The organism is Streptomyces sp. NPDC050674 (assembly GCF_040654575.1).
Taxonomy (GTDB): Bacteria; Actinomycetota; Actinomycetes; order Streptomycetales; family Streptomycetaceae; genus Streptomyces.
Window position 1 is genome coordinate 72,509 of sequence record NZ_JBFAIG010000002.1, and the last position, 18,409, is coordinate 90,917.

The window sequence follows — 18,409 nt, forward strand, 5'->3', positions numbered from 1 at the left end:
AAATACCGCCAAAAGTGATCATAACGCCCGCGGCTTCCCGGAGGTACCACAGATGTCCCAGCACGGCGTCGGCCCGCGTGCGGTCACGCGCTCGGTCGCCTTCCTCACCGCGGGTGTGCTCGCGGTGCCCGCGCTCGCCGGATGCGGCTCCGACGACCCGTCCGGCAAGCCGCTCGCCGGGCAGGACATCCAGCCCGCCCCCCGCGACCGGATCTCCGACGGCGGCACCCTGCGCTGGGCCGTCGACTCCGTTCCGGACACCCTGAACACCTTCCAGTCGGACGCCGACGCCACCACCAGCCGCGTCGCCCAGGCCGTTCTGCCGTCGATGTTCCGCATGGACGCCTCCGGCCGCCCGGAGCGCAACGCCGACTACCTGGAGTCCGCCGAGATCGTCGACACCGAGCCCAAACAGGTCGTCCTGTACAAGCTCAACCAGCAGGCCGTCTGGAGCGACGGCCGGGAGATCGGCGCCGCCGACTTCGCCGCCCAGTGGCGCGCCCTGTCCGGCAAAGACACCGCGTACTGGACCGCCCGCAACGCCGGCTACGACCGCATCCAGAAGATCGAGCGCGGCGACAACGCCCTGGAGGTCCGGGTCACCTTCAGCCGGCCCTACGCGGACTGGCGCTCGCTGTTCTCGCCGCTGTACCCGAAGGACGTCATGGGCACCCCGGACTCCTTCAACGACGGGGCCCGCAAAAAGCTCCAGGTCACCGCCGGCCCCTTCACGGTGAAGGAGGTCGACCGCAAGGACGAGCGGATCACCCTCGCCCGCAACGCGCGCTGGTGGGGCGAGCCGGCCAAGCTCTCCGAGATCGAGCTGCGCACCGTCCCGCGCGACAAGCGGGCCGCCGAGCTGGCCGCCGGCACGCTGGACCTGGCCGAGATCGACCCCGTGGCCGCCCGCCGCATCACCGTCGCCGCCCGCCCGCACGGCTCCGCCAGTGCGCTGATGGGCCCGGGCGCCGACCGGTCCGCCGCGGACTCGCTGCGCTCCTGGGCCGTCGCCAACGGCTCCGACGAGGACGCCGCCGACGAGGAGACCCTCGCCCGCAAGAAGCTGCGCAAGGCGGCCGCCAAGGCAGCCCGGCGACAGCAGGCCCTCAGCGGCTTCGAGGTGCGCAAGTCCCTGGAGCCCGCCTACACCCAGCTCGCCCTGAACGGCGCCGAGGGCCCGCTCACCGACGAACGCGTCCGCCGGGCCGTCGCCCGCGCCCTGGACCGCGAGGAACTGGCCGAGGCCGTCCTCAAGCCCCTCGGCCTGCCGGCCGTGCCGGTCGGCAGCCACCTCGCCCTGTCCGGCCAGGCCGCCTACGCCGACAACAGCGGCGCCCTCGGAGGCCAGGACACCAAGGAGGCCCAGGCGCTGCTCGCGGACGCCGGGTGGGTGCGCGGCGGCCCGGTCGAGGAACAGAAGAAGAAGGAGAAGGCGGCCGGCTCCGAGGGCGACAAGGCCGACGCCGGCTCCCGTGAGGCGTCGGACGGCGACGGCACCGGGGCCGAGGACAACAAGGCACACCGGGGACCGGACCCGGCCGAACACCTAGCCCACGACGGCAAGCAGTACAAGCCGCACCAGGGCGGTGCCCCCGGCGCCTACGCCCCCCGGGGCACCGCCGCCCCGGCGAACCAGGAGACCGCCCCGCTCGCCAAGAACGGCAAGCCCCTCACGCTGCGCTTCGTGCTCCCCTCCGGGCCCGGCTCGCAGAGCTTGCGCACGGTCGCGGACCGCATCTCCCGCATGCTGGAGCGCGTCGGCATCGGCACGGAGATCTCCAAGGTCTCCGACGAGTCCTACTTCAAGGACCACATCGCCTCCGGCCAGTACGACCTCGCCCTGTACTCCTGGCCCGCCACGGCCTTCCCCGCCACCGACGCCCGCCCCGTCTACGCCAAGCCCGTCCCGGCCGCCGACGGCTCGCTCAACGTCGAGCAGAACTACACCCGCGTCGGCACCGACCAGGTCGACCAGCTCTTCGACGAGGCGGTGTCGACCCTCGACGAGGAGGAGTCCCGCTCGCTGATCCGCAAGGCCGACTCCCGCATCTGGGCGGCGGCAGGCTCGATCCCGCTCTTCCAGCGCCCCCAGCTCCTGGCGGCCCGCAAGAACCTGGTCAACACCGGCGCCTTCGGTTTCGCCACCCCGGTCTACGAGGACATGGGCTTCCTGAAGAAGGGCGCGAAGCCGGCCTCGGGCCCCTCCGCGAAGGGCTCGAGCGCCCCGTAGCTCTGAGAACGCTCAAACGGCTTGCCGTCCTTTGCCCGGCGTCCGCACCATGAGACCAGCAGCGATCATGGTGCGGACGCCGGGCGTCCGTGCACGGGGGGCGGGGCAGGCGGATGCGCGGCATGGTGGGGCGGGCCTGCGGGGCCGGGCTGGTCGTCGGGGTGCTGATGACGGGGTCGACGGCTTGTTCGGGGGACTCGGGCCAGGACGAGGCCGGCCGGGCACGCGGAACGGCCGGGCCGGTGGCGACGGCCTGCGCGAACGGCACCTTCACCTGGTCCCACCTCACCGAGCGGGACCGTCTGACGGGCGTCTCCGACCCGGAGCGGCTCGGTGAGGGCGGCGGGGCGCTACAGGGCCCGCTGCGGCGGGTGCACACCCCCAGCCCCTCGGTACGCGCCCAGGGAGGACCCGCCCCGTCGGCCGCCGAGACCCTCTTCTCGCTCGGCAAGAAGACCGGTGTGATCGACTCCGACGCGCGCACCCTGGCGGAGGCGGGCGGTGAGACCTGGCCCTTCACCGACGTCCGGCAACCGGCCCCGAAGCTCGACAACGACCGCGTCAAGCCCGACGCGGGGGGCGAGTTGGTCCAGTACGCCGGGGTGCGTGAGGTGTCGGCCGACTTCCGCTACCGCTGTCCGGACGGCAGGACCGTCTCCGGTCACGCCCGCAACTGGACGGTCGACCTCGCGGGCCTGATCGACTGCGACGAGCGCCCCGGCTCCGCCCTGGGCAGGGAAGCCGCCCGGCGCTCCTGCGAACCGGCGGCAGCCTCCGGCCCGTCCGGCGCTTGAGGGCGGGGCCGTCCAGGCTTTGAGCGGGGGTCGGGGGGCGACAGCCCCCAGGAGGGCCCGGAGGCCGGGTCCGGGCGTCTCGAAACTGGGCCTGACCTGCACCGAAGCATCCCGGCTAACCCCTACGGCCGCAGCCCCGTACCATGGGGAGTGGCCGTGGCATGTTGAGCCCGGCAGGGCCCGCGCACCGCAGACGTCCGCGCAGGGCATTCCTCACACTCCGGGAGAACGCCGCAATATGGCCACGCGCCACGACATCCGCAACGTCGCTATCGTCGCCCACGTCGACCACGGCAAGACCACCATCGTCGACGGCATGCTGAAGCAGGCGGGCGCCTTCGCCGCCCACCAGCTCGAAGGCGTCGACGACCGCATGATGGACTCGAACGACCTGGAGCGTGAGAAGGGCATCACGATCCTCGCCAAGAACACGGCGGTGAAGTATCACCCCAAGGACGGCGGGGAGCCCATCACCATCAACATCATCGACACCCCCGGCCACGCCGACTTCGGTGGCGAGGTCGAGCGCGGTCTGTCGATGGTGGACGGCGTCGTGCTGCTCGTGGACGCCTCCGAGGGCCCGCTCCCGCAGACCCGCTTCGTGCTGCGCAAGGCGCTCCAGCAGCGGCTGCCCGTCATCCTCTGCATCAACAAGACGGACCGCCCGGACTCCCGGATCGACGAGGTCGTCAACGAGACGTACGACCTCTTCCTCGACCTGGACGCCGACGAGGAGCAGATCGAGTTCCCGATCGTCTACGCCTGCGGCCGCGACGGCATCGCCTCGCTGACCAAGCCGGACGACGGCACGGTCCCGGCCGACTCCACCAGCCTGGAGCCGTTCTTCTCCACGATCCTGGAGCACATCCCGGCCCCGACCTACGACGAGGCCGCCCCGCTCCAGGCCCACGTCACCAACCTGGACGCCGACAACTTCCTCGGCCGTATCGCGCTGCTCCGCGTCGAGCAGGGCGAGCTGCGCAAGGGCCAGACGGTCGCGTGGATGAAGCGCGACGGTTCCGTCAGCAACGTCCGCATCTCCGAGCTGATGATGACCGAGGCGCTCACCCGCAAGCCCGCGGAGGTGGCCGGCCCCGGTGACATCTGCGCGGTCGCCGGTATCCCGGACATCATGATCGGCGAGACGCTGGCCGACCCGGAGAACCCGGTCGCGCTGCCGCTGATCACCGTCGACGAGCCGGCGATCTCCATGGTCATCGGCACCAACACCTCCCCGCTGGTCGGCCGTGGCGCCACCGGCAAGGGCGCCGACAACAAGGCGGCCGTCAAGGACCGCAAGGTCACCGCCCGCCAGGTCAAGGACCGCCTCGACCGCGAGCTGATCGGTAACGTCAGCCTCCGCGTGCTCGACACCGAGCGGCCGGACGCCTGGGAGGTGCAGGGCCGTGGTGAGCTGGCGCTGGCCATCCTGGTCGAGCAGATGCGCCGCGAGGGCTTCGAGCTGACCATCGGCAAGCCGCAGGTCGTCACCAAGGAGGTCGACGGCAAGACGTACGAGCCGGTCGAGCGCATGACGATCGACGTGCCCGAGGAGCACATGGGCGCGGTCACGCAGCTCATGGGCGTCCGCAAGGGCCGCATGGACAACATGTCGAACCACGGCTCCGGCTGGGTCCGCATGGAGTTCGTGGTGCCGTCCCGCGGTCTCATCGGCTTCCGGACCGAGTTCCTGACCCAGACCCGCGGCACCGGCATCGGCCACTCCATCCACGAGGGCTTCGAGCCCTGGTTCGGCACGCTCCAGACCCGTAACAACGGCTCCCTGGTCGCCGACCGCGCCGGTGCGGTCACCGCGTTCGCGATGACCAACCTCCAGGAGCGCGGCGTGCTCTTCGTGGACCCCGGCACCGAGGTGTACGAGGGCATGATCGTCGGCGAGAACTCGCGCTCCGACGACATGGACGTGAACATCACCAAGGAGAAGAAGCTCACGAACATGCGGTCCGCCTCGGCCGACTCGTTCGAGGCGATCGTCCCGCCGCGCAAGCTGTCGCTGGAGCAGTCCCTGGAGTTCTGCCGTGACGACGAGTGCGTGGAGGTCACCCCGGAGGCCGTGCGCATCCGCAAGGTGAACCTGGACGCCCGCGAGCGTGCCCGCGCCGCGAGCCGCGCCAAGCACGGCTGACGCCCTTTCCGACGGCACCGGGCACCCCGCATGGGCGGGGTGCCCGGTGCCGTTGTGTAAAGAAGGGGGAACGCGAAGGAAAGGGGTAGGGAAAACCCTCGATTTGCCGGTGACGGCCGTCAGGGGCGGTTTTCTCCCACTACCCTGCTCCGGAAGCGCCACGCCGCCCCGACCCAGGGGAACGCGCAACGGCCTTGCCGCACAAGCTTCTTGAGCGCGCGACAGACTCCGGTGGCACCCTGCACGGGACCCACGGTACGTCGCAAGCGGTTTATCTCGCTCTCGCGTCCGGAATGCGGACAGCCGACACCGATAGATGTGTAACAAGTCCGTTTCGCAGGGATCTTTCACCAAACCCTTTGTCCGGATTTTGGAAGATGTAGGCGAGAGCTGTGATCGAACCGAGACCTCGAGAGTGTGGTTCGGTCTTGGTGTTTGGCAGATAGTTAGGCGCGTAGAGCTCGGATGTACGGGTCAGTAGCCGGTAGCGGCGCGACTCACGAGCGCGGGGGCACTCGACGAATTCCGGCACCGGCGACGGGCGGGGGCCGTGATGTGTCGTGTGCTCCCTTCGCGGTGAACCAATGACTTCATAGGAGGAACCCATGCGCGGTGCCAAGAGCGCCAAGTGGGTCGCGGGGGCGATAGTCGTCGCCCTGGCCGCCACCGCCTGCGGCGGCGGCGACGACAGTGCCGGCGACGACATGAACAAGGGGAAGGCCGACCCGAACGGCATCGTCACTGCGCAGCTGAGCGAGCCCCAGAACCCGCTCCAGCCGGCCAACGCCAAGGAGAGCCAGGGCAGCCGCGTGCTGCGCACGGTCTTCGCCGGCCTGGTCGACTACGAGCCCGGCACCGGCAAGCTCGAGTACATCAACGCCGAGTCGGTCACGCCGAACAAGGACTCGTCGGAGTGGACCGTCAAGCTCAAGCCGGGCTGGAAGTTCCACGACGGCACCCCGGTCACGGCGAAGTCCTACGTGGACTCCTGGAACTGGTCCGCCAACATCAAGAACAACCAGACCAACTCCAGCTGGTTCTCCGACATCGTCGGCTTCGCGGACGTGCACCCGGAGAAGGGTGACCCGAAGACCGACAAGATGTCGGGTCTGAAGGTCGTCGACGAGAACACCTTCACGATCAAGCTGTCGCAGCCGGTCTCGTACTTCGCGTACAAGCTGGGCTACGACGTGTGGGCGCCGCTTCCCGAGGCCTTCTTCAAGGACCCGAAGGGCTTCGGCGAGAAGCCGGTCGGCAACGGCCCGTACAAGTTCGTGTCCTGGGAGCACAACAAGCTCATCAAGGTCCGCAAGTTCGCGGGCTACAAGGGCCCGAACGTCGCCAAGAACGGCGGCATCGACTTCAAGAACTACACGACCGCCGACGCCGCGTACTCGGACCTGCGCTCGGACAACGTGGACTGGATCGAGCAGGTCCCGACCACCGCGCTGACGAACTACAAGTCGGACCTCGGCGACCGCGCGATCGACCAGCCGTACTCGGCCATCCAGACGATCGTCCCGGCCTTCTACGGTAAGCAGTTCAAGGACATCGACCCCAAGGTCATCCAGGGTCTGTCCATGGCGATCGACCGCGAGACGATCACCAAGACCGTCCTCCAGGGCACCCGCACCCCGGCCGACTCCTTCGTCGCTCCGGGCGTGCTCGGCTACAAGAAGGGCGTGCTCGGCGACATCGTCAAGTTCGACCCGGCCCAGGCCAAGAAGCTCATCCAGGAGGGTGGCGGCGTCCCGGGCAACAAGATCTCGATCCAGTACAACGCCGACCAGGACCACAAGCCCTGGGTCGACGCGGTCTGCAACTCGATCCGCAAGTCCACCGGCGTCGAGTGCACCGGCGCTCCGAAGCCGACCTTCCAGGCCGACCTGGACGCCCGCGACAAGCACCAGGTCAAGTCCTTCTACCGCAGTGGCTGGGTGCTGGACTACCCGGTCAACTCGAACTTCATGCGTGACCTGTACGGCACCACGGCGGCCGGCAACGTCAGCGGCTACTCCAACAAGGAGTTCGACAAGCTGAGCTCCGAGGCCGACAAGGCGAGCTCCATCGACGAGACCGTGAAGAAGTACCAGGAGGCGGAGCAGCTCCTGGTCAAGGACATGCCGGGCATCCCGCTCTGGTTCTACAAGGTCAACAGCGGTCAGTCCAAGCACATCCTGGGCAAGATCCCTTACGGCCAGGACGGTGACCCGATCTTCGACGAGATCCAGGTCAAGCAGAAGTAACCAGACAACCGCAGGCCGGTGCCGCCCCTCCCGCACAAGGGGAGCGGCGGCGCCGGTCCGTAGGCACAGGCCTCCACCTCACCCCCGACCTGCGGTAGATGAGTGCGCAGGCCTCGCCGACCCCTCACGGCATGGAGGCGCAAGATGGGGCGCTACGCCGCCAGGCGACTGCTCCAGATGATCCCGATCTTCATCGGGACAACTCTGTTGATCTTCCTGATGGTCCACATTCTTCCGGGCGACCCGGTCCGGGCCATCTACGGGGACAAGGCTCCCGATCCCGCACAGATCGCGCAGATCAAGCGCGAGTACGGCTTCGACAAGCCCGTCCTCGAGCAGTACTTCCACTACATGCTGAATCTCCTCAAGGGAGACTTCGGCAACAACCTCGCGGGCCGCCCGGTCGTCGACCTCATGGCCGAGGCCTTCCCGGTCACCCTGCGGCTGACGCTGCTGGCCATCACCATCGAGATCATCATCGGTGTCGGCCTGGGCGCGTGGGCCGGTCTGCGGGCCGGCAAGGCCGCCGACACCGGCGTGCTGGTCTTCACCCTGACGGTGATCTCCATTCCCGTGTTCGTGCTGGGCTTCATCGCCCGGTTCATCTTCGCCGACGAACTCGGCTGGCTGCCGCCCAACGTCCAGGACTCCACGGACTACGCACAGTTGTTCCTGCCGGCGTTCGTCCTGGCCATGCTGTCGATGGCCTACGTGGCCCGGCTGACCCGGACGACCTTCGCCGAGAACCTGCGGGCCGACTACATGCGGACCGCGCTCGCCAAGGGCCTGCCCCGGCGCCGCATCATCGGTGTCCACCTGCTGCGCAACTCGCTGATCCCGGTGGTCACCTTCGTCGGCACCGACGTCGGCGGCTTCATCGGCGGCGCGGTCATCACCGAGGGCATCTTCAACATCCAGGGTGTCGGCAACCTCCTGTACAGGGCGATCCAGACGAGCGAGGGCTCGACGGTCACGGGTGTGGTGACGGTCCTCGTCCTCGTCATCCTCCTGATCAACCTGCTCATCGACCTGCTGTACGCGGTCCTGGACCCGAGGATCCGGTATGCCTGACGTGACCAAGGCCCAGACCGCAGACGCCGCGGCCGTGGACGCCATCGCCCCGCCGGCCGTCGACGCACCCGGCAAGGAGAGCACGCAGAAGAGCGAGAAGCCCCGCTCCCTGTGGGGCGACGCCTGGTACGACCTGCGGCACCGGCCCATGTTCTGGATCTCCTCCGTGCTGCTGGTCCTGCTGCTCGTGATCGCCGCGTTCCCCGGCATGTTCACCAGCGTCGACCCCCGCGACGGCGACCTGGTCCACCACTACCTGGGCAAGCCGGAACTGGGGCACTTCTTCCAGGCCGACTGGTTCGGCTACGACCAGCAGGGCCGCTCGATCTACTCGCGTGTCATCCACGGCACCCGTGCCTCGATCCTCGTCGGCGTCTGCGTCACCGCGGCCGTCACGCTGCTCGGCGGCCTGCTCGGCATGCTGGCCGGCTACTTCGGCGGCTGGGTCGACTCGGTGATCTCCCGGATCGTCGACATCTTCTTCGGCCTGCCGTTCCTGCTCGGCACGATGGTCGTCCTGAACGCCTTCACCGAGCGCAAGGTCTACGTGGTCATCCTGGCCCTGGCCTTCCTGGGCTGGACCTCGATCGCCCGCGTCATGCGCAGCTCGGTGATCACGGCCAAGCAGGCGGACTACGTGACGGCGGCCCGGGCGCTGGGCGCCGGCACCACGCGGATCCTGTTCCGCCACGTGATGCCGAACGCCGTCGCGCCCACCATCGTCGTGGCCACGATCGCCCTCGGCGGTTACATCTCGGCCGAGGCGACGCTGTCGTTCCTCGGTCTCGGCCTCAGCGACCCGACGATCTCGTGGGGCATCGACATCTCCGAGGGCAGCAAGGTGATCCGGGACAACCCGCACACGCTGCTGTTCCCCGCGGGCATGCTCAGCCTCACGGTCTTCGCGTTCATCATGCTCGGCGACGCGGTCCGCGACGCCCTTGACCCGAAGCTGCGCTGAGGAGGGCGTACGTGACCACCATCGACAAAACCCGGAACGTCCCCGAGCCGCGCGGCGCGGCCGAGGGTGACGTCCCCCTGCTCGAAGTGCGCGACCTGCACGTCGAGTTCCACACCCGTGACGGCGTGGCCAAGGCCGTCAACGGCGTCAACTACACCGTGAACTCCGGCGAGACCCTCGCCGTGCTCGGTGAGTCCGGCTCCGGCAAGTCCGTGACCGCCCAGGCGATCATGGGCATCCTCGACATGCCGCCCGGGCGGATCCCGCAGGGTCAGATCCTGTACCGGGGCGAGGACATGCTCACCATGTCGGGCGACGCCCGGCGCAAGATCCGGGGCCGGAAGATCGCCATGATCTTCCAGGACGCGCTGTCCGCGCTGAACCCCGTGCTGTCCGTCGGCTACCAGCTCGGCGAGATGTTCCGCGTCCACCAGGGCCTGAGCAAGAAGGACGCCAAGGCCAGGGCCATCGAGCTGATGGACCGCGTGAAGATCCCGGCCGCCAAGGAGCGCGTCGGCGACTACCCGCACCAGTTCTCCGGCGGTATGCGCCAGCGCATCATGATCGCGATGGCGCTCGCCCTGGAGCCCGACCTGATCATCGCCGACGAGCCGACCACGGCCCTCGACGTGACGGTCCAGGCCCAGGTCATGGACCTGCTCGCGGAACTCCAGCGCGAGTACAACATGGGCCTGATCCTGATCACCCACGACCTCGGCGTGGTCGCCGACGTCGCGGACAAGATCGCCGTGATGTACGCGGGCCGGATCGTCGAGACCGCGCCCGTGCACGAGCTGTACAAGCGGCCCGCGCACCCCTACACCAAGGGCCTGCTCGAGTCGATCCCGCGCCTGGACCAGAAGGGCCAGGACCTGTACGCGATCAAGGGCCTGCCGCCCAACCTGACGCGTATCCCGTCCGGCTGCGCCTTCAACCCGCGCTGCCCCATGGCGCAGGACATCTGCCGTACGGACGTCCCGCCGCTGCACCCGGTCACCGAGCGGGACGGCGGCGAGCTGGTCGGCCGCGGCAGCGCGTGCCACTTCTGGAAGGAGACGATCCATGGCTGAGCTGGGCAAGAAGGACGAGTCCATGGACGCCACCCCCAACGTCACCGAGGTGGAGACGGTCGACGCCGCCACCGACGAGGAGGCCGTGGCCGCCATCGAGGCGCCGGTCGAGCGCGGTGAGCCGATCCTTCAGGTGCGCAACCTGGTCAAGCACTTCCCGCTGACCCAGGGCATCCTGTTCAAGCGTCAGATCGGCGCGGTCAAGGCCGTGGACGGGGTCTCCTTCGACCTCTACCAGGGCGAGACGCTCGGCATCGTGGGCGAGTCCGGCTGTGGCAAGTCCACGGTCGCCAAGCTGCTGATGATGCTGGAGAAGGCGACCGCGGGCGAGATCTTCTACAAGGGCCAGGACATCACCAAGCTGTCCGGGCGCGCGCTGAAGGCGGTCCGCCGGAACATCCAGATGGTGTTCCAGGACCCGTACACCTCGCTCAACCCCCGTATGACGGTGGGCGACATCATCGGGGAGACCTTCGAGATCCACCCCGAGGTGGCGCCGAAGGGCGACCGCCGCCGCAAGGTCCAGGACCTCCTGGACGTCGTCGGCCTCAACCCCGAGTACATCAACCGCTACCCGCACCAGTTCTCGGGCGGTCAGCGCCAGCGCATCGGCATCGCCCGCGGCCTGGCCCTGAACCCCGAGATCATCATCTGCGACGAGCCGGTCTCCGCGCTGGACGTGTCCGTCCAGGCGCAGGTCATCAACCTGATGGAGAAGCTCCAGAACGAGTTCAACCTCTCGTATCTCTTCATCGCGCACGACCTGTCGATCGTCCGGCACATCTCGGACCGCGTGGGCGTGATGTACCTCGGCAAGATGGCCGAGATCGGGTCGGACACGGAGATCTACGACCACCCGACGCACCCCTACACCCAGGCGCTGCTGTCGGCCGTCCCGGTCCCCGACCCGGAGTCACGCGAGGGCCGCGAGCGGATCATCCTCACCGGTGACGTCCCGTCCCCGGCCAACCCGCCCTCGGGCTGCCGCTTCCGCACCCGCTGCTGGAAGGCTCAGGACAAGTGCGCCCAGGAGGTCCCCCTCCTGGCCATCCCGGAGCGTTTCCAGGGCACGGACACCCCGGCGGCCCACGAGTCGGCGTGCCACTTCGCGGAGGAGAAGGACGTGGTCCACGCGGCCTGACCCGGCCTCCTCATTTCCCGGCACCCCCAGGGGTGCCGGGAAATGCCGCTGTCCGGCCCGGCCCCCGGCCGCCGCGGTCACCCCGCCAACTGCGTTAACACGCAGGCAACTTCGCTGACCCGGTTCCGATATACGGACGCGTCAGGCTGGTCAGCGTACGGCCGTGCGGGTGCCGTGAGCGGGCCGGGGCGCCGAGAGGCGTCCCGGCCCGTTGCCGTGTCAGGGGGCCGTGATGCCCAGGGAGCGCTTCAGGAAGTCGACCTGGAGCAGGAGCAGGTTCTCGGCGACCTGTTCCTGCGGGGTCATGTGGGTGACGCCGGACAACGGCAGCACCTCGTGGGGGCGGCCGGCGGCCAGCAGCGCCGAGGACAGGCGCAGGGCGTGGGCGACCACGACGTTGTCGTCGGCGAGGCCGTGCACGACCATCAGGGGCCGGTGCGGCTCGGCCGGCGAGGACAGGCCCTCCGCGGTGACCAGGGAGCTCTTGGCGTAGGCCGCCGGGTGCTCCGCCGGCGTGCCCAGGTAGCGCTCGGTGTAGTGGGTGTCGTACAGGGCCCAGTCCGTCACCGGCGCGCCCGCGATGCCCGCGTGGAAGACGTCCGGGCGGCGCAGGACCGCCAGGCCCGCGAGCCAGCCGCCGTAGGACCAGCCGCGGATCGCGACCCGGGTCAGGTCGAGGGGGTGGCGCTCGGCGAGGTCCTCCAGCGCCTCCACCTGGTCGTCGAGCGACAGCGTGAAGTCCTGGTGGATCGCCTTCTCCCAGGCGGGGGAGCGGCCCGGTGTGCCGCGGCCGTCCGCGACGATCACCGCGAAGCCCTGGTCCGCGAACCACTGCGACGTCAGGTGGGCGTTGTGCGCGGCGACCACCCGCTGCCCGTGCGGGCCCCCGTACGGGTCCATGAGCACCGGCAGGGGGGTGTCACCGTCGTAGTCCCGAGGCATAAGCACGGCGCACGGGACGCGGCGTGCGCCCCCCTCGGTGAGCATCACGCGGGGGGACAAACCGGGATCCTCGGCGTACGACGGGACAGTCGTGGTCGGTTTCCCGTCGCGCAGGACCTGCACCCGCGAACCTGGCCGGTTCAGCGTCGCCGAGACCAGGACCGTCACCGCCCCGGCCCGCACCGCCGCGTGCACCCCCGGCTCCTGCGACACCCGCTCCCAGCCCAGCTCGTTCACCCGGTACACGTGCACCTGGCCCGTCTCCGGCTCGCCGGCCTCCGCTCCCGCCGACGCGGAGACCAGCACGTCGTGCTCGGAGACGTCCAGCACGGCCCTGACGTGCAACTGCGCTCCGGTGAGCGGCCGTTCCCCGACCGCCAGCACCCGCGCACCCCCCTCGTCGGCGATCCGCACCAGCTGCCCGGACGGGCTCCAGCACGGCACTCCGGGGAAAAGTTCAAGCCATGTTCGATCTTCGTCGGCGTGCACCATCCGGGTCGCGCCCGTGTCCGGGTCCACGGCCAGGATCAGCTGGCCGCGCTGGTCGCGGGCCTGGACGAGCAGCAGCGGCGCGCCTGCCGCTGACCAGTGGACATGCGCCAGATACGGGTACCGTGCCCGGTCCCAGGCGACCTCCGTGCGCACCCCGTCCAGCCCGATCACGAACAGCCGCACCTCCGCGTTGGCGGTGCCCGCCGCCGGATACGGCACCCGCTGCGGCTCCCGTTCCGGATGGGCGGGGTCGGCGATCCACCACCGCCGCACCGGCGTGTCGTCCACGCGCGCCATGAGCAGCCGGTCCGACTCCGGAGCCCACCAGAAGCCCCGCGAACGCCCCATCTCCTCGGCCGCGATGAACTCCGCCAGACCGTACGAGACGTTCTCCGACTCCGGTTCGGCGAGCGCCCGGTCGCCCTCGCCCTCGGCTCCCACCACCCGCAGCGCACCCCGCGCGACATACGCGACGTGCCGCCCGTCGGGCGACGGACGCGGGTCGATGACCGGCCCGGGCGCGGTCAGCTCACGCGCCGTCCCGGCCCGCAGCTCGGCCGTGAAAAGCCGCCCTGACAAGGCGAAAGAGGCCAATTCGACGGCCGTGTCGGTGGCGTACCCGACGATGCCGGCCCCGCCCTCACGGCTGCGTTCGCGCCGGGCCCGCTCCTCGGGCGAGAGGTTCTCCGAGGCGCCGCCCAGCAGGGCGCGCGGGTCGGCGGCGACGCGCTCCCCGCCCTCCTCCAGGTCGAGGACCCAGAGCGAATTCGCCCGGTCCGTACCGGAAGCGGAGCGCAGGAACACGACACGCGAACCGTCGGGCGCCACGGTGAAGGAACGCGGCGCGCCGAGCGTGAAGCGCTGGGTACGGGCGTGCCGTCGGGGGAAGGAGTGAGGCTCGGTCGTCATGCCCTGACCATATTGGCCATGCGCCCCCTTGTGCGGCTGTGCGCCGAGCGATGCGCGCAGCCGGATAGTTATGATCAATGTCGCATAGTGGGTATGAACCTGCTGGCTGCTGTACGGATTTGATGCCCCCATAGTCCGACCCCCCGCGCCCTCGTGGATCTTTGGAGGTGAGCCGCCGTGGCACTCTCGATTTCGGCGGTGGTGCTGCTGGCGATCATCGTCTTCCTGCTCGTCAAGAAGTCGGGACTGAAGGCGGGGCATGCGATCGTCTGCATGCTGCTCGGCTTCTACCTCGCCTCCTCGACCGTCGCTCCCACGATCAACGAGCTGACGACGAACATCGCGGGCATGATCGGCAGCATCAAGTTCTGACCGCCCCGGGACCTCGTAGGGTGGTCCCATGACGGAACTGCCCGACCGTCGTCTACTGCTGGTGCACGCGCACCCGGACGACGAGTCGATCAACAACGGCGCCACCATGGCCAGGTACGCGGCCGAGGGTGCCCACGTCACCCTGGTCACGTGCACCCTCGGTGAGCGCGGCGAGGTCATCCCGCCCGAGCTCGCGCACCTGACGGGCGCCGCCCTGGGCCGGCACCGCCGCAGCGAGCTCGCCGCCGCCATGGCCGAGCTCGGCGTCCGGGACGTCCGCCTGCTCGGCGGCGCCGGGCGCTACAGCGACTCCGGGATGATGGGCCTGCCCGACAACGACGACCCGGCCTGCTTCTGGCGGGCCGACGTCGACGAGGCCGCCGCGCACCTCGTCGAGGTGATCCGCGAGGTACGCCCCCAGGTCCTCGTCACCTACGACGACAACGGCGGCTACGGCCACCCCGACCACATCCAGGCCCACCGCGTCGCGATGCGCGCCGCCGAACTGTCCGCCGAGGCCGGCCTGCCGATCGCCAAGGTCTACTGGAACCGGGTCCCCCGGCCGGTTGTGGAGGAGTCCTTCGCCCGCCTCCGGGAGGACCTGCCCGACACGCCGTTCACCAAGACGGCCGATGTCGACGACGTGCCAGGTGTCGTGGCCGAGGAGCGGATCACCACCGTCGTCGACGGCACCGCCCACGCCGCCGCCAAGGCCGCCGCGATGCGCGCCCACGCCACCCAGATCACCGTCGCCGAGCCGTACTTCGTGCTGTCCAACGACCTCGCCCAGCCGATCCTCACGACCGAGTACTACGAGCTGGTACGGGGTGAGAAGGGCCCGGGTGAGCGGGAGACGGACCTCTTCGCCGGTGTCGAGGGGGCCTCATGAGCGACCGGACGCCGATGCTCGCCCAGCCGCTGCGACCGCCCACCGCCGGACGGGCCGGGGCCTTGCTCGGGTTCTTCGTGCTCGGGGCCCTGGTGAGCGCGGCCGGGGCGCTGGTGCAGCCGGGGTGGTTCCCGGGTGGGCTGCTGCTCGCCCTCGCCGCCGAGGCCGGAGCCGTCCTGGGTGCCGCGCGCGTCCTGCGGAGCAGGTCAGGGGGCGTCGCGGTGGCGGCCGGCTGGATGGTGGCCGTCATCCTGCTCACCGCCAGCCGCCCCGAGGGCGACTTCCTCTTCGCCGCGGGGAGCGGCTCCTATCTCTTCCTGCTCGGGGGCATCGCCGTGGCTGTGATCTGCGCCACGCTTCGCCCGGGGCGGCAACCGGACGGTGACCACGTCCGACTTGGCGAGTGACGTACCACTTCGCCGGGACATGCCCGTGGGGGTCCGGTGTGAGTTTCCCCGGCGGTCCCGGGATACGGGTGAGAAGTGGCCAGTATGGTGGTGCGCGCCGCCGAGCTGCCCGCGTGAGGTCGTGTCGGGCGGCGGAGCCAACCGGGAGAACCTGCCTTGAGTCGTGAAACTGACACTCCGTCCTCCGGGCCCAACGGGCGCGGCGGAGCCGCCTACCCGTCGGGTACGCCGCCGTACGGGACCCCGACGGTCTCCGACGCCGGTGCGGACGCGGGCCGTTCCGCCACGCGGCCGGAGGAACGCAAGACCGAGACCACGCTGACGACCCGGATCCGGATCAACATCCCCGGATCGCGGCCGATTCCGCCGGTCGTCGTGCGCAAACCCGTCGCGGAGGCGGAGGGCCCGGCCGACACCGACACGCGCGGTGAGGCCTCGGCGGGTCCGGACACCGCCCCGTCCCCGGCCCCGGCCGAGCCTCCCGCCGAGCCCGCGCAGCCGGGCGACGACAAACCGGCCAGCGACTGGTTCGCGCCCCGCAAGTCCGGCGGCGGCAAGGGCGGTCCGGGCGCCGGTTCCACCAACGGGGCCGGACTGCCGGGCGGTTCCGCACCGGCGCCGGGCACCGGCTCCGGTGCCGGTGCGCCGGGTGGGGCCCGGCCCGGTGCCGGGCGGCCCGGAGGCGTGGTCGGCTCCATGAGCGCGCCGGGCGGCTCCCGGTCCGGCGGTACGAACGGTGCCGGACTCCCGGCCGGCGCGACCGGCGGCCCCGTCGCGCCCGGGCACGGCGGCGGCACCGGCTCCTTCGACGTGACCGAGGCCCTGGCGGCGGGCCCGCGCGGCAACGGCTCGCGTCCCGCCCCGGGCGGCGGCGAACCGCGCCGCGACGACCTGCCGTACTTCTCCGAGAACGGGCAGGGCGGCTACGACGGTCAGCACGGCGGCCCCGGCGCCGCCAACGGCTTCGGTGAGGCGCCCGGATCCCGGGGCCCGGCAGGCCCGACCGGCGGACCGGTCACCGGCGACGGCCCGATGGTGCCCCCGGCCGGCGGCCAGGGCGGCTTCGACGCACCCGGTGGCGGGAGCGGCCCCGACGCCTTCCACGCCCCGGGCGGCCCCGGCACCCCCGGCCCCTTCGGCACCGAGCCGGGCGGCCGGGGCGTCGGCCAGGGCGCCTACGCTCCCGGCACCCCCGGCGGTTTCGGAGACCCGGGTCGGCCCGGTGCGCCCGAGTCCTTCGACGAGCCGGGCCGCTCCGGTGGCCCCGGCGGTTTCGGTGAGCCGGGCCGGCCCGGTGCTCCCGGGGCCTTCAACGACTCCGGCAGGCCGGGAGGCCCCGGCGCGCCCGCCGGGCCCGGAGCCATAGGCGGCGGCCCCGGTGGCCCGGGCGCGCCCGGAGCTCCTGGCGGCCCCGCGGGTCCGGCCGCCCGGGGCGGTGCCCCCGGCGCCCAGGTGCCCGGCGGCGGCATGAGCGACGACACCGCCATCCTCACCCCGCAGAAGCCGGCCCCCGACCCGTCGGACGGCCCGGGCTACGGCCCCCGGCACGACAACGTCTCCGGGCACACCGTCACCAGCGGCATGCCCGTCGTGACGCCCGGTGCGGCCTCTCCGTTCGGCCCCGGCACACCCGCCGACGGCCCGGTGCCCCACGCCGCCCCGAAGCTGCCCGAGCCGGTCTCCCCGCCCCCGGCGAGCTCCTCGAAGGCGCCGAAGAAGAAGGGCCGCAACAAGCTCGTGCTGCTCGCGGTCGGCGTGGTCGTGGCCGCCGGTGGCGTCTACGGCGCCGGGCTGCTGATGAACCGCACCGACGTGCCCAAGGGCACCACCGTGCTCGGCGTCGACATCGGCGGCACCACCCGCGACGGCGCGGTCAGGAAGCTCGACGAGGCCTTCGACGGCAACGCGGGCAAGCCGCTGAAGCTGTCGGTGGGCGGCAGGACCGTCGCCCTCGACCCGGACAAGGCGGGCCTGCAGTTCGACATGGACGCCACGGCCGACGCGGCGGCCAAGAGCGACTACAACCCGGTCTCCGTGATCGGCTCGCTCTTCGGCGACCACCGGGTCGTCACGCCGGTCATGCCCGTCGACGAGGAGAAGCTGCACGTCTCGCTGGAGGAGGCGGCGGGCGGCTCCGGCGCGTCGACCGACGGCACGATCGAGTTCAAGGGCGGCAAGGCCGTCCCCGTGTACGGCAAGGTGGGCAAGGGCGTCGACCTCGCCAAGGCGACGACGACGGTGGAGGAGGCGTACCGCACCCAGGTGGAGACCGGCACCGCCGGCACGGTGAACCTGCCGACCACCACCCGGCAGCCGACCGTCTCGAACGCCGAAGTGGACCGGGTCCTGAAGGACTTCGCGGAGCCCGCGATGTCGGCCAAGGCCATCGTGCAGACCGACGCGGCGCACAGCATCCCGTTCGGCGCGCTGTCGCTGCCGAAGATCCTCAGCTTCAAGGCCGTCGACGGCAAGCTCGTGGACACGTACAACCTCAAGGCGCTCAAGGAGGCGTACGGCGCGACCTTCGACGGCGTGCAGATCGAGGGCGCGAGCGGCAAGCGCGACGTCACGCCGCAGGACGTCGTCACCGCGCTGCGCAAGGCCCTGCGCGGCAAGACGCCCGCGGAGCGCGTCGGAGTCATCGACACCAAGCCGAACTGACCTCCGCCCGTCGCCGCACGAGAGCCCCCGCCCGGTTGAGGACGGGGGCTCTCGCCGTCACCCCGCCGGCATGACACC

The 18,409-nt window shown here is 70.8% G+C and carries 13 protein-coding genes; 12 read left to right on the forward strand and 1 reads right to left on the reverse strand.

From position 1 onward, the window contains the following. Positions 1–52: 52 nt before the first annotated feature. The 8 genes from AB0I06_RS03645 (at position 53) to AB0I06_RS03680 (ending at position 11,659) form a co-directional block, all read left to right on the forward strand. Complete coding sequence (locus AB0I06_RS03645; RefSeq protein WP_363117094.1) at positions 53–2,230, forward strand: ABC transporter family substrate-binding protein; 2,178 nt, start codon at positions 53–55, stop codon at positions 2,228–2,230. Positions 2,231–2,343: 113 nt separating this feature from the next. Next, positions 2,344–3,024 (forward strand): hypothetical protein, encoded by a 681-nt coding sequence (locus AB0I06_RS03650; protein ID WP_363117095.1) that lies wholly within the window; start codon positions 2,344–2,346, stop codon positions 3,022–3,024. 238 nt (positions 3,025–3,262) lie between these two features. Next, a complete protein-coding gene (typA, locus tag AB0I06_RS03655; RefSeq protein ID WP_363117096.1) occupies positions 3,263–5,170 on the forward strand; it encodes a translational GTPase TypA in 1,908 nt (635 codons plus the stop codon). Positions 5,171–5,775: 605 nt separating this feature from the next. Continuing rightward, positions 5,776–7,416: an ABC transporter substrate-binding protein gene (locus tag AB0I06_RS03660; RefSeq protein WP_363117097.1), complete on the forward strand. Its 1,641-nt coding sequence runs from the start codon at positions 5,776–5,778 to the stop codon at positions 7,414–7,416. 144 nt (positions 7,417–7,560) lie between these two features. Then, positions 7,561–8,487: an ABC transporter permease gene (locus AB0I06_RS03665; RefSeq protein WP_363117098.1), complete on the forward strand. Its 927-nt coding sequence runs from the start codon at positions 7,561–7,563 to the stop codon at positions 8,485–8,487. After that, positions 8,480–9,448: an ABC transporter permease gene (locus tag AB0I06_RS03670; RefSeq protein WP_363117099.1), complete on the forward strand. Its 969-nt coding sequence runs from the start codon at positions 8,480–8,482 to the stop codon at positions 9,446–9,448. Before AB0I06_RS03665 ends, AB0I06_RS03670 begins: the two co-directional genes overlap by 8 nt. A gap of 11 nt (positions 9,449–9,459) precedes the next feature. Beyond that, entirely contained in the window at positions 9,460–10,518 is a 1,059-nt protein-coding gene (locus tag AB0I06_RS03675) for an ABC transporter ATP-binding protein (protein WP_363117100.1), read from the forward strand. Continuing rightward, positions 10,511–11,659, forward strand: a complete 1,149-nt coding sequence (locus AB0I06_RS03680; protein WP_363117101.1) for a dipeptide ABC transporter ATP-binding protein — start codon at positions 10,511–10,513, stop codon at positions 11,657–11,659. The genes AB0I06_RS03675 and AB0I06_RS03680 overlap by 8 nt, the downstream gene beginning before the upstream one ends. 219 nt (positions 11,660–11,878) lie before the next feature. Here the strand turns inward: AB0I06_RS03680 and AB0I06_RS03685 are convergent, their stop codons facing one another. Further along, a complete protein-coding gene (locus AB0I06_RS03685; protein WP_363117102.1) occupies positions 11,879–14,002 on the reverse strand; it encodes a prolyl oligopeptidase family serine peptidase in 2,124 nt (707 codons plus the stop codon). Between the two features lie 177 nt (positions 14,003–14,179). On the opposite strand from AB0I06_RS03685, the gene AB0I06_RS03690 reads away from it, so the two are divergent. The 4 genes from AB0I06_RS03690 to AB0I06_RS03705 all read left to right on the forward strand — a co-directional run bounded on the left by AB0I06_RS03690 (position 14,180) and on the right by AB0I06_RS03705 (position 18,331). Then, the gene (locus AB0I06_RS03690; RefSeq protein ID WP_031103282.1) at positions 14,180–14,374 is read left to right on the forward strand and encodes a hypothetical protein; all 195 of its coding nucleotides are present in this window, start codon (positions 14,180–14,182) and stop codon (positions 14,372–14,374) included. Positions 14,375–14,402: 28 nt separating this feature from the next. After that, entirely contained in the window at positions 14,403–15,263 is an 861-nt protein-coding gene (gene mshB / locus AB0I06_RS03695; RefSeq protein ID WP_363117103.1) for an N-acetyl-1-D-myo-inositol-2-amino-2-deoxy-alpha-D-glucopyranoside deacetylase, read from the forward strand. Further along, entirely contained in the window at positions 15,260–15,670 is a 411-nt protein-coding gene (locus tag AB0I06_RS03700; RefSeq protein ID WP_363117104.1) for a DUF6113 family protein, read from the forward strand. Before mshB ends, AB0I06_RS03700 begins: the two co-directional genes overlap by 4 nt. Positions 15,671–15,826: 156 nt before the next feature. Then, positions 15,827–18,331, forward strand: coding sequence for a hypothetical protein (locus AB0I06_RS03705; protein ID WP_363117105.1), 2,505 nt, complete (start codon positions 15,827–15,829; stop codon positions 18,329–18,331). Positions 18,332–18,409 lie beyond the last annotated feature (78 nt).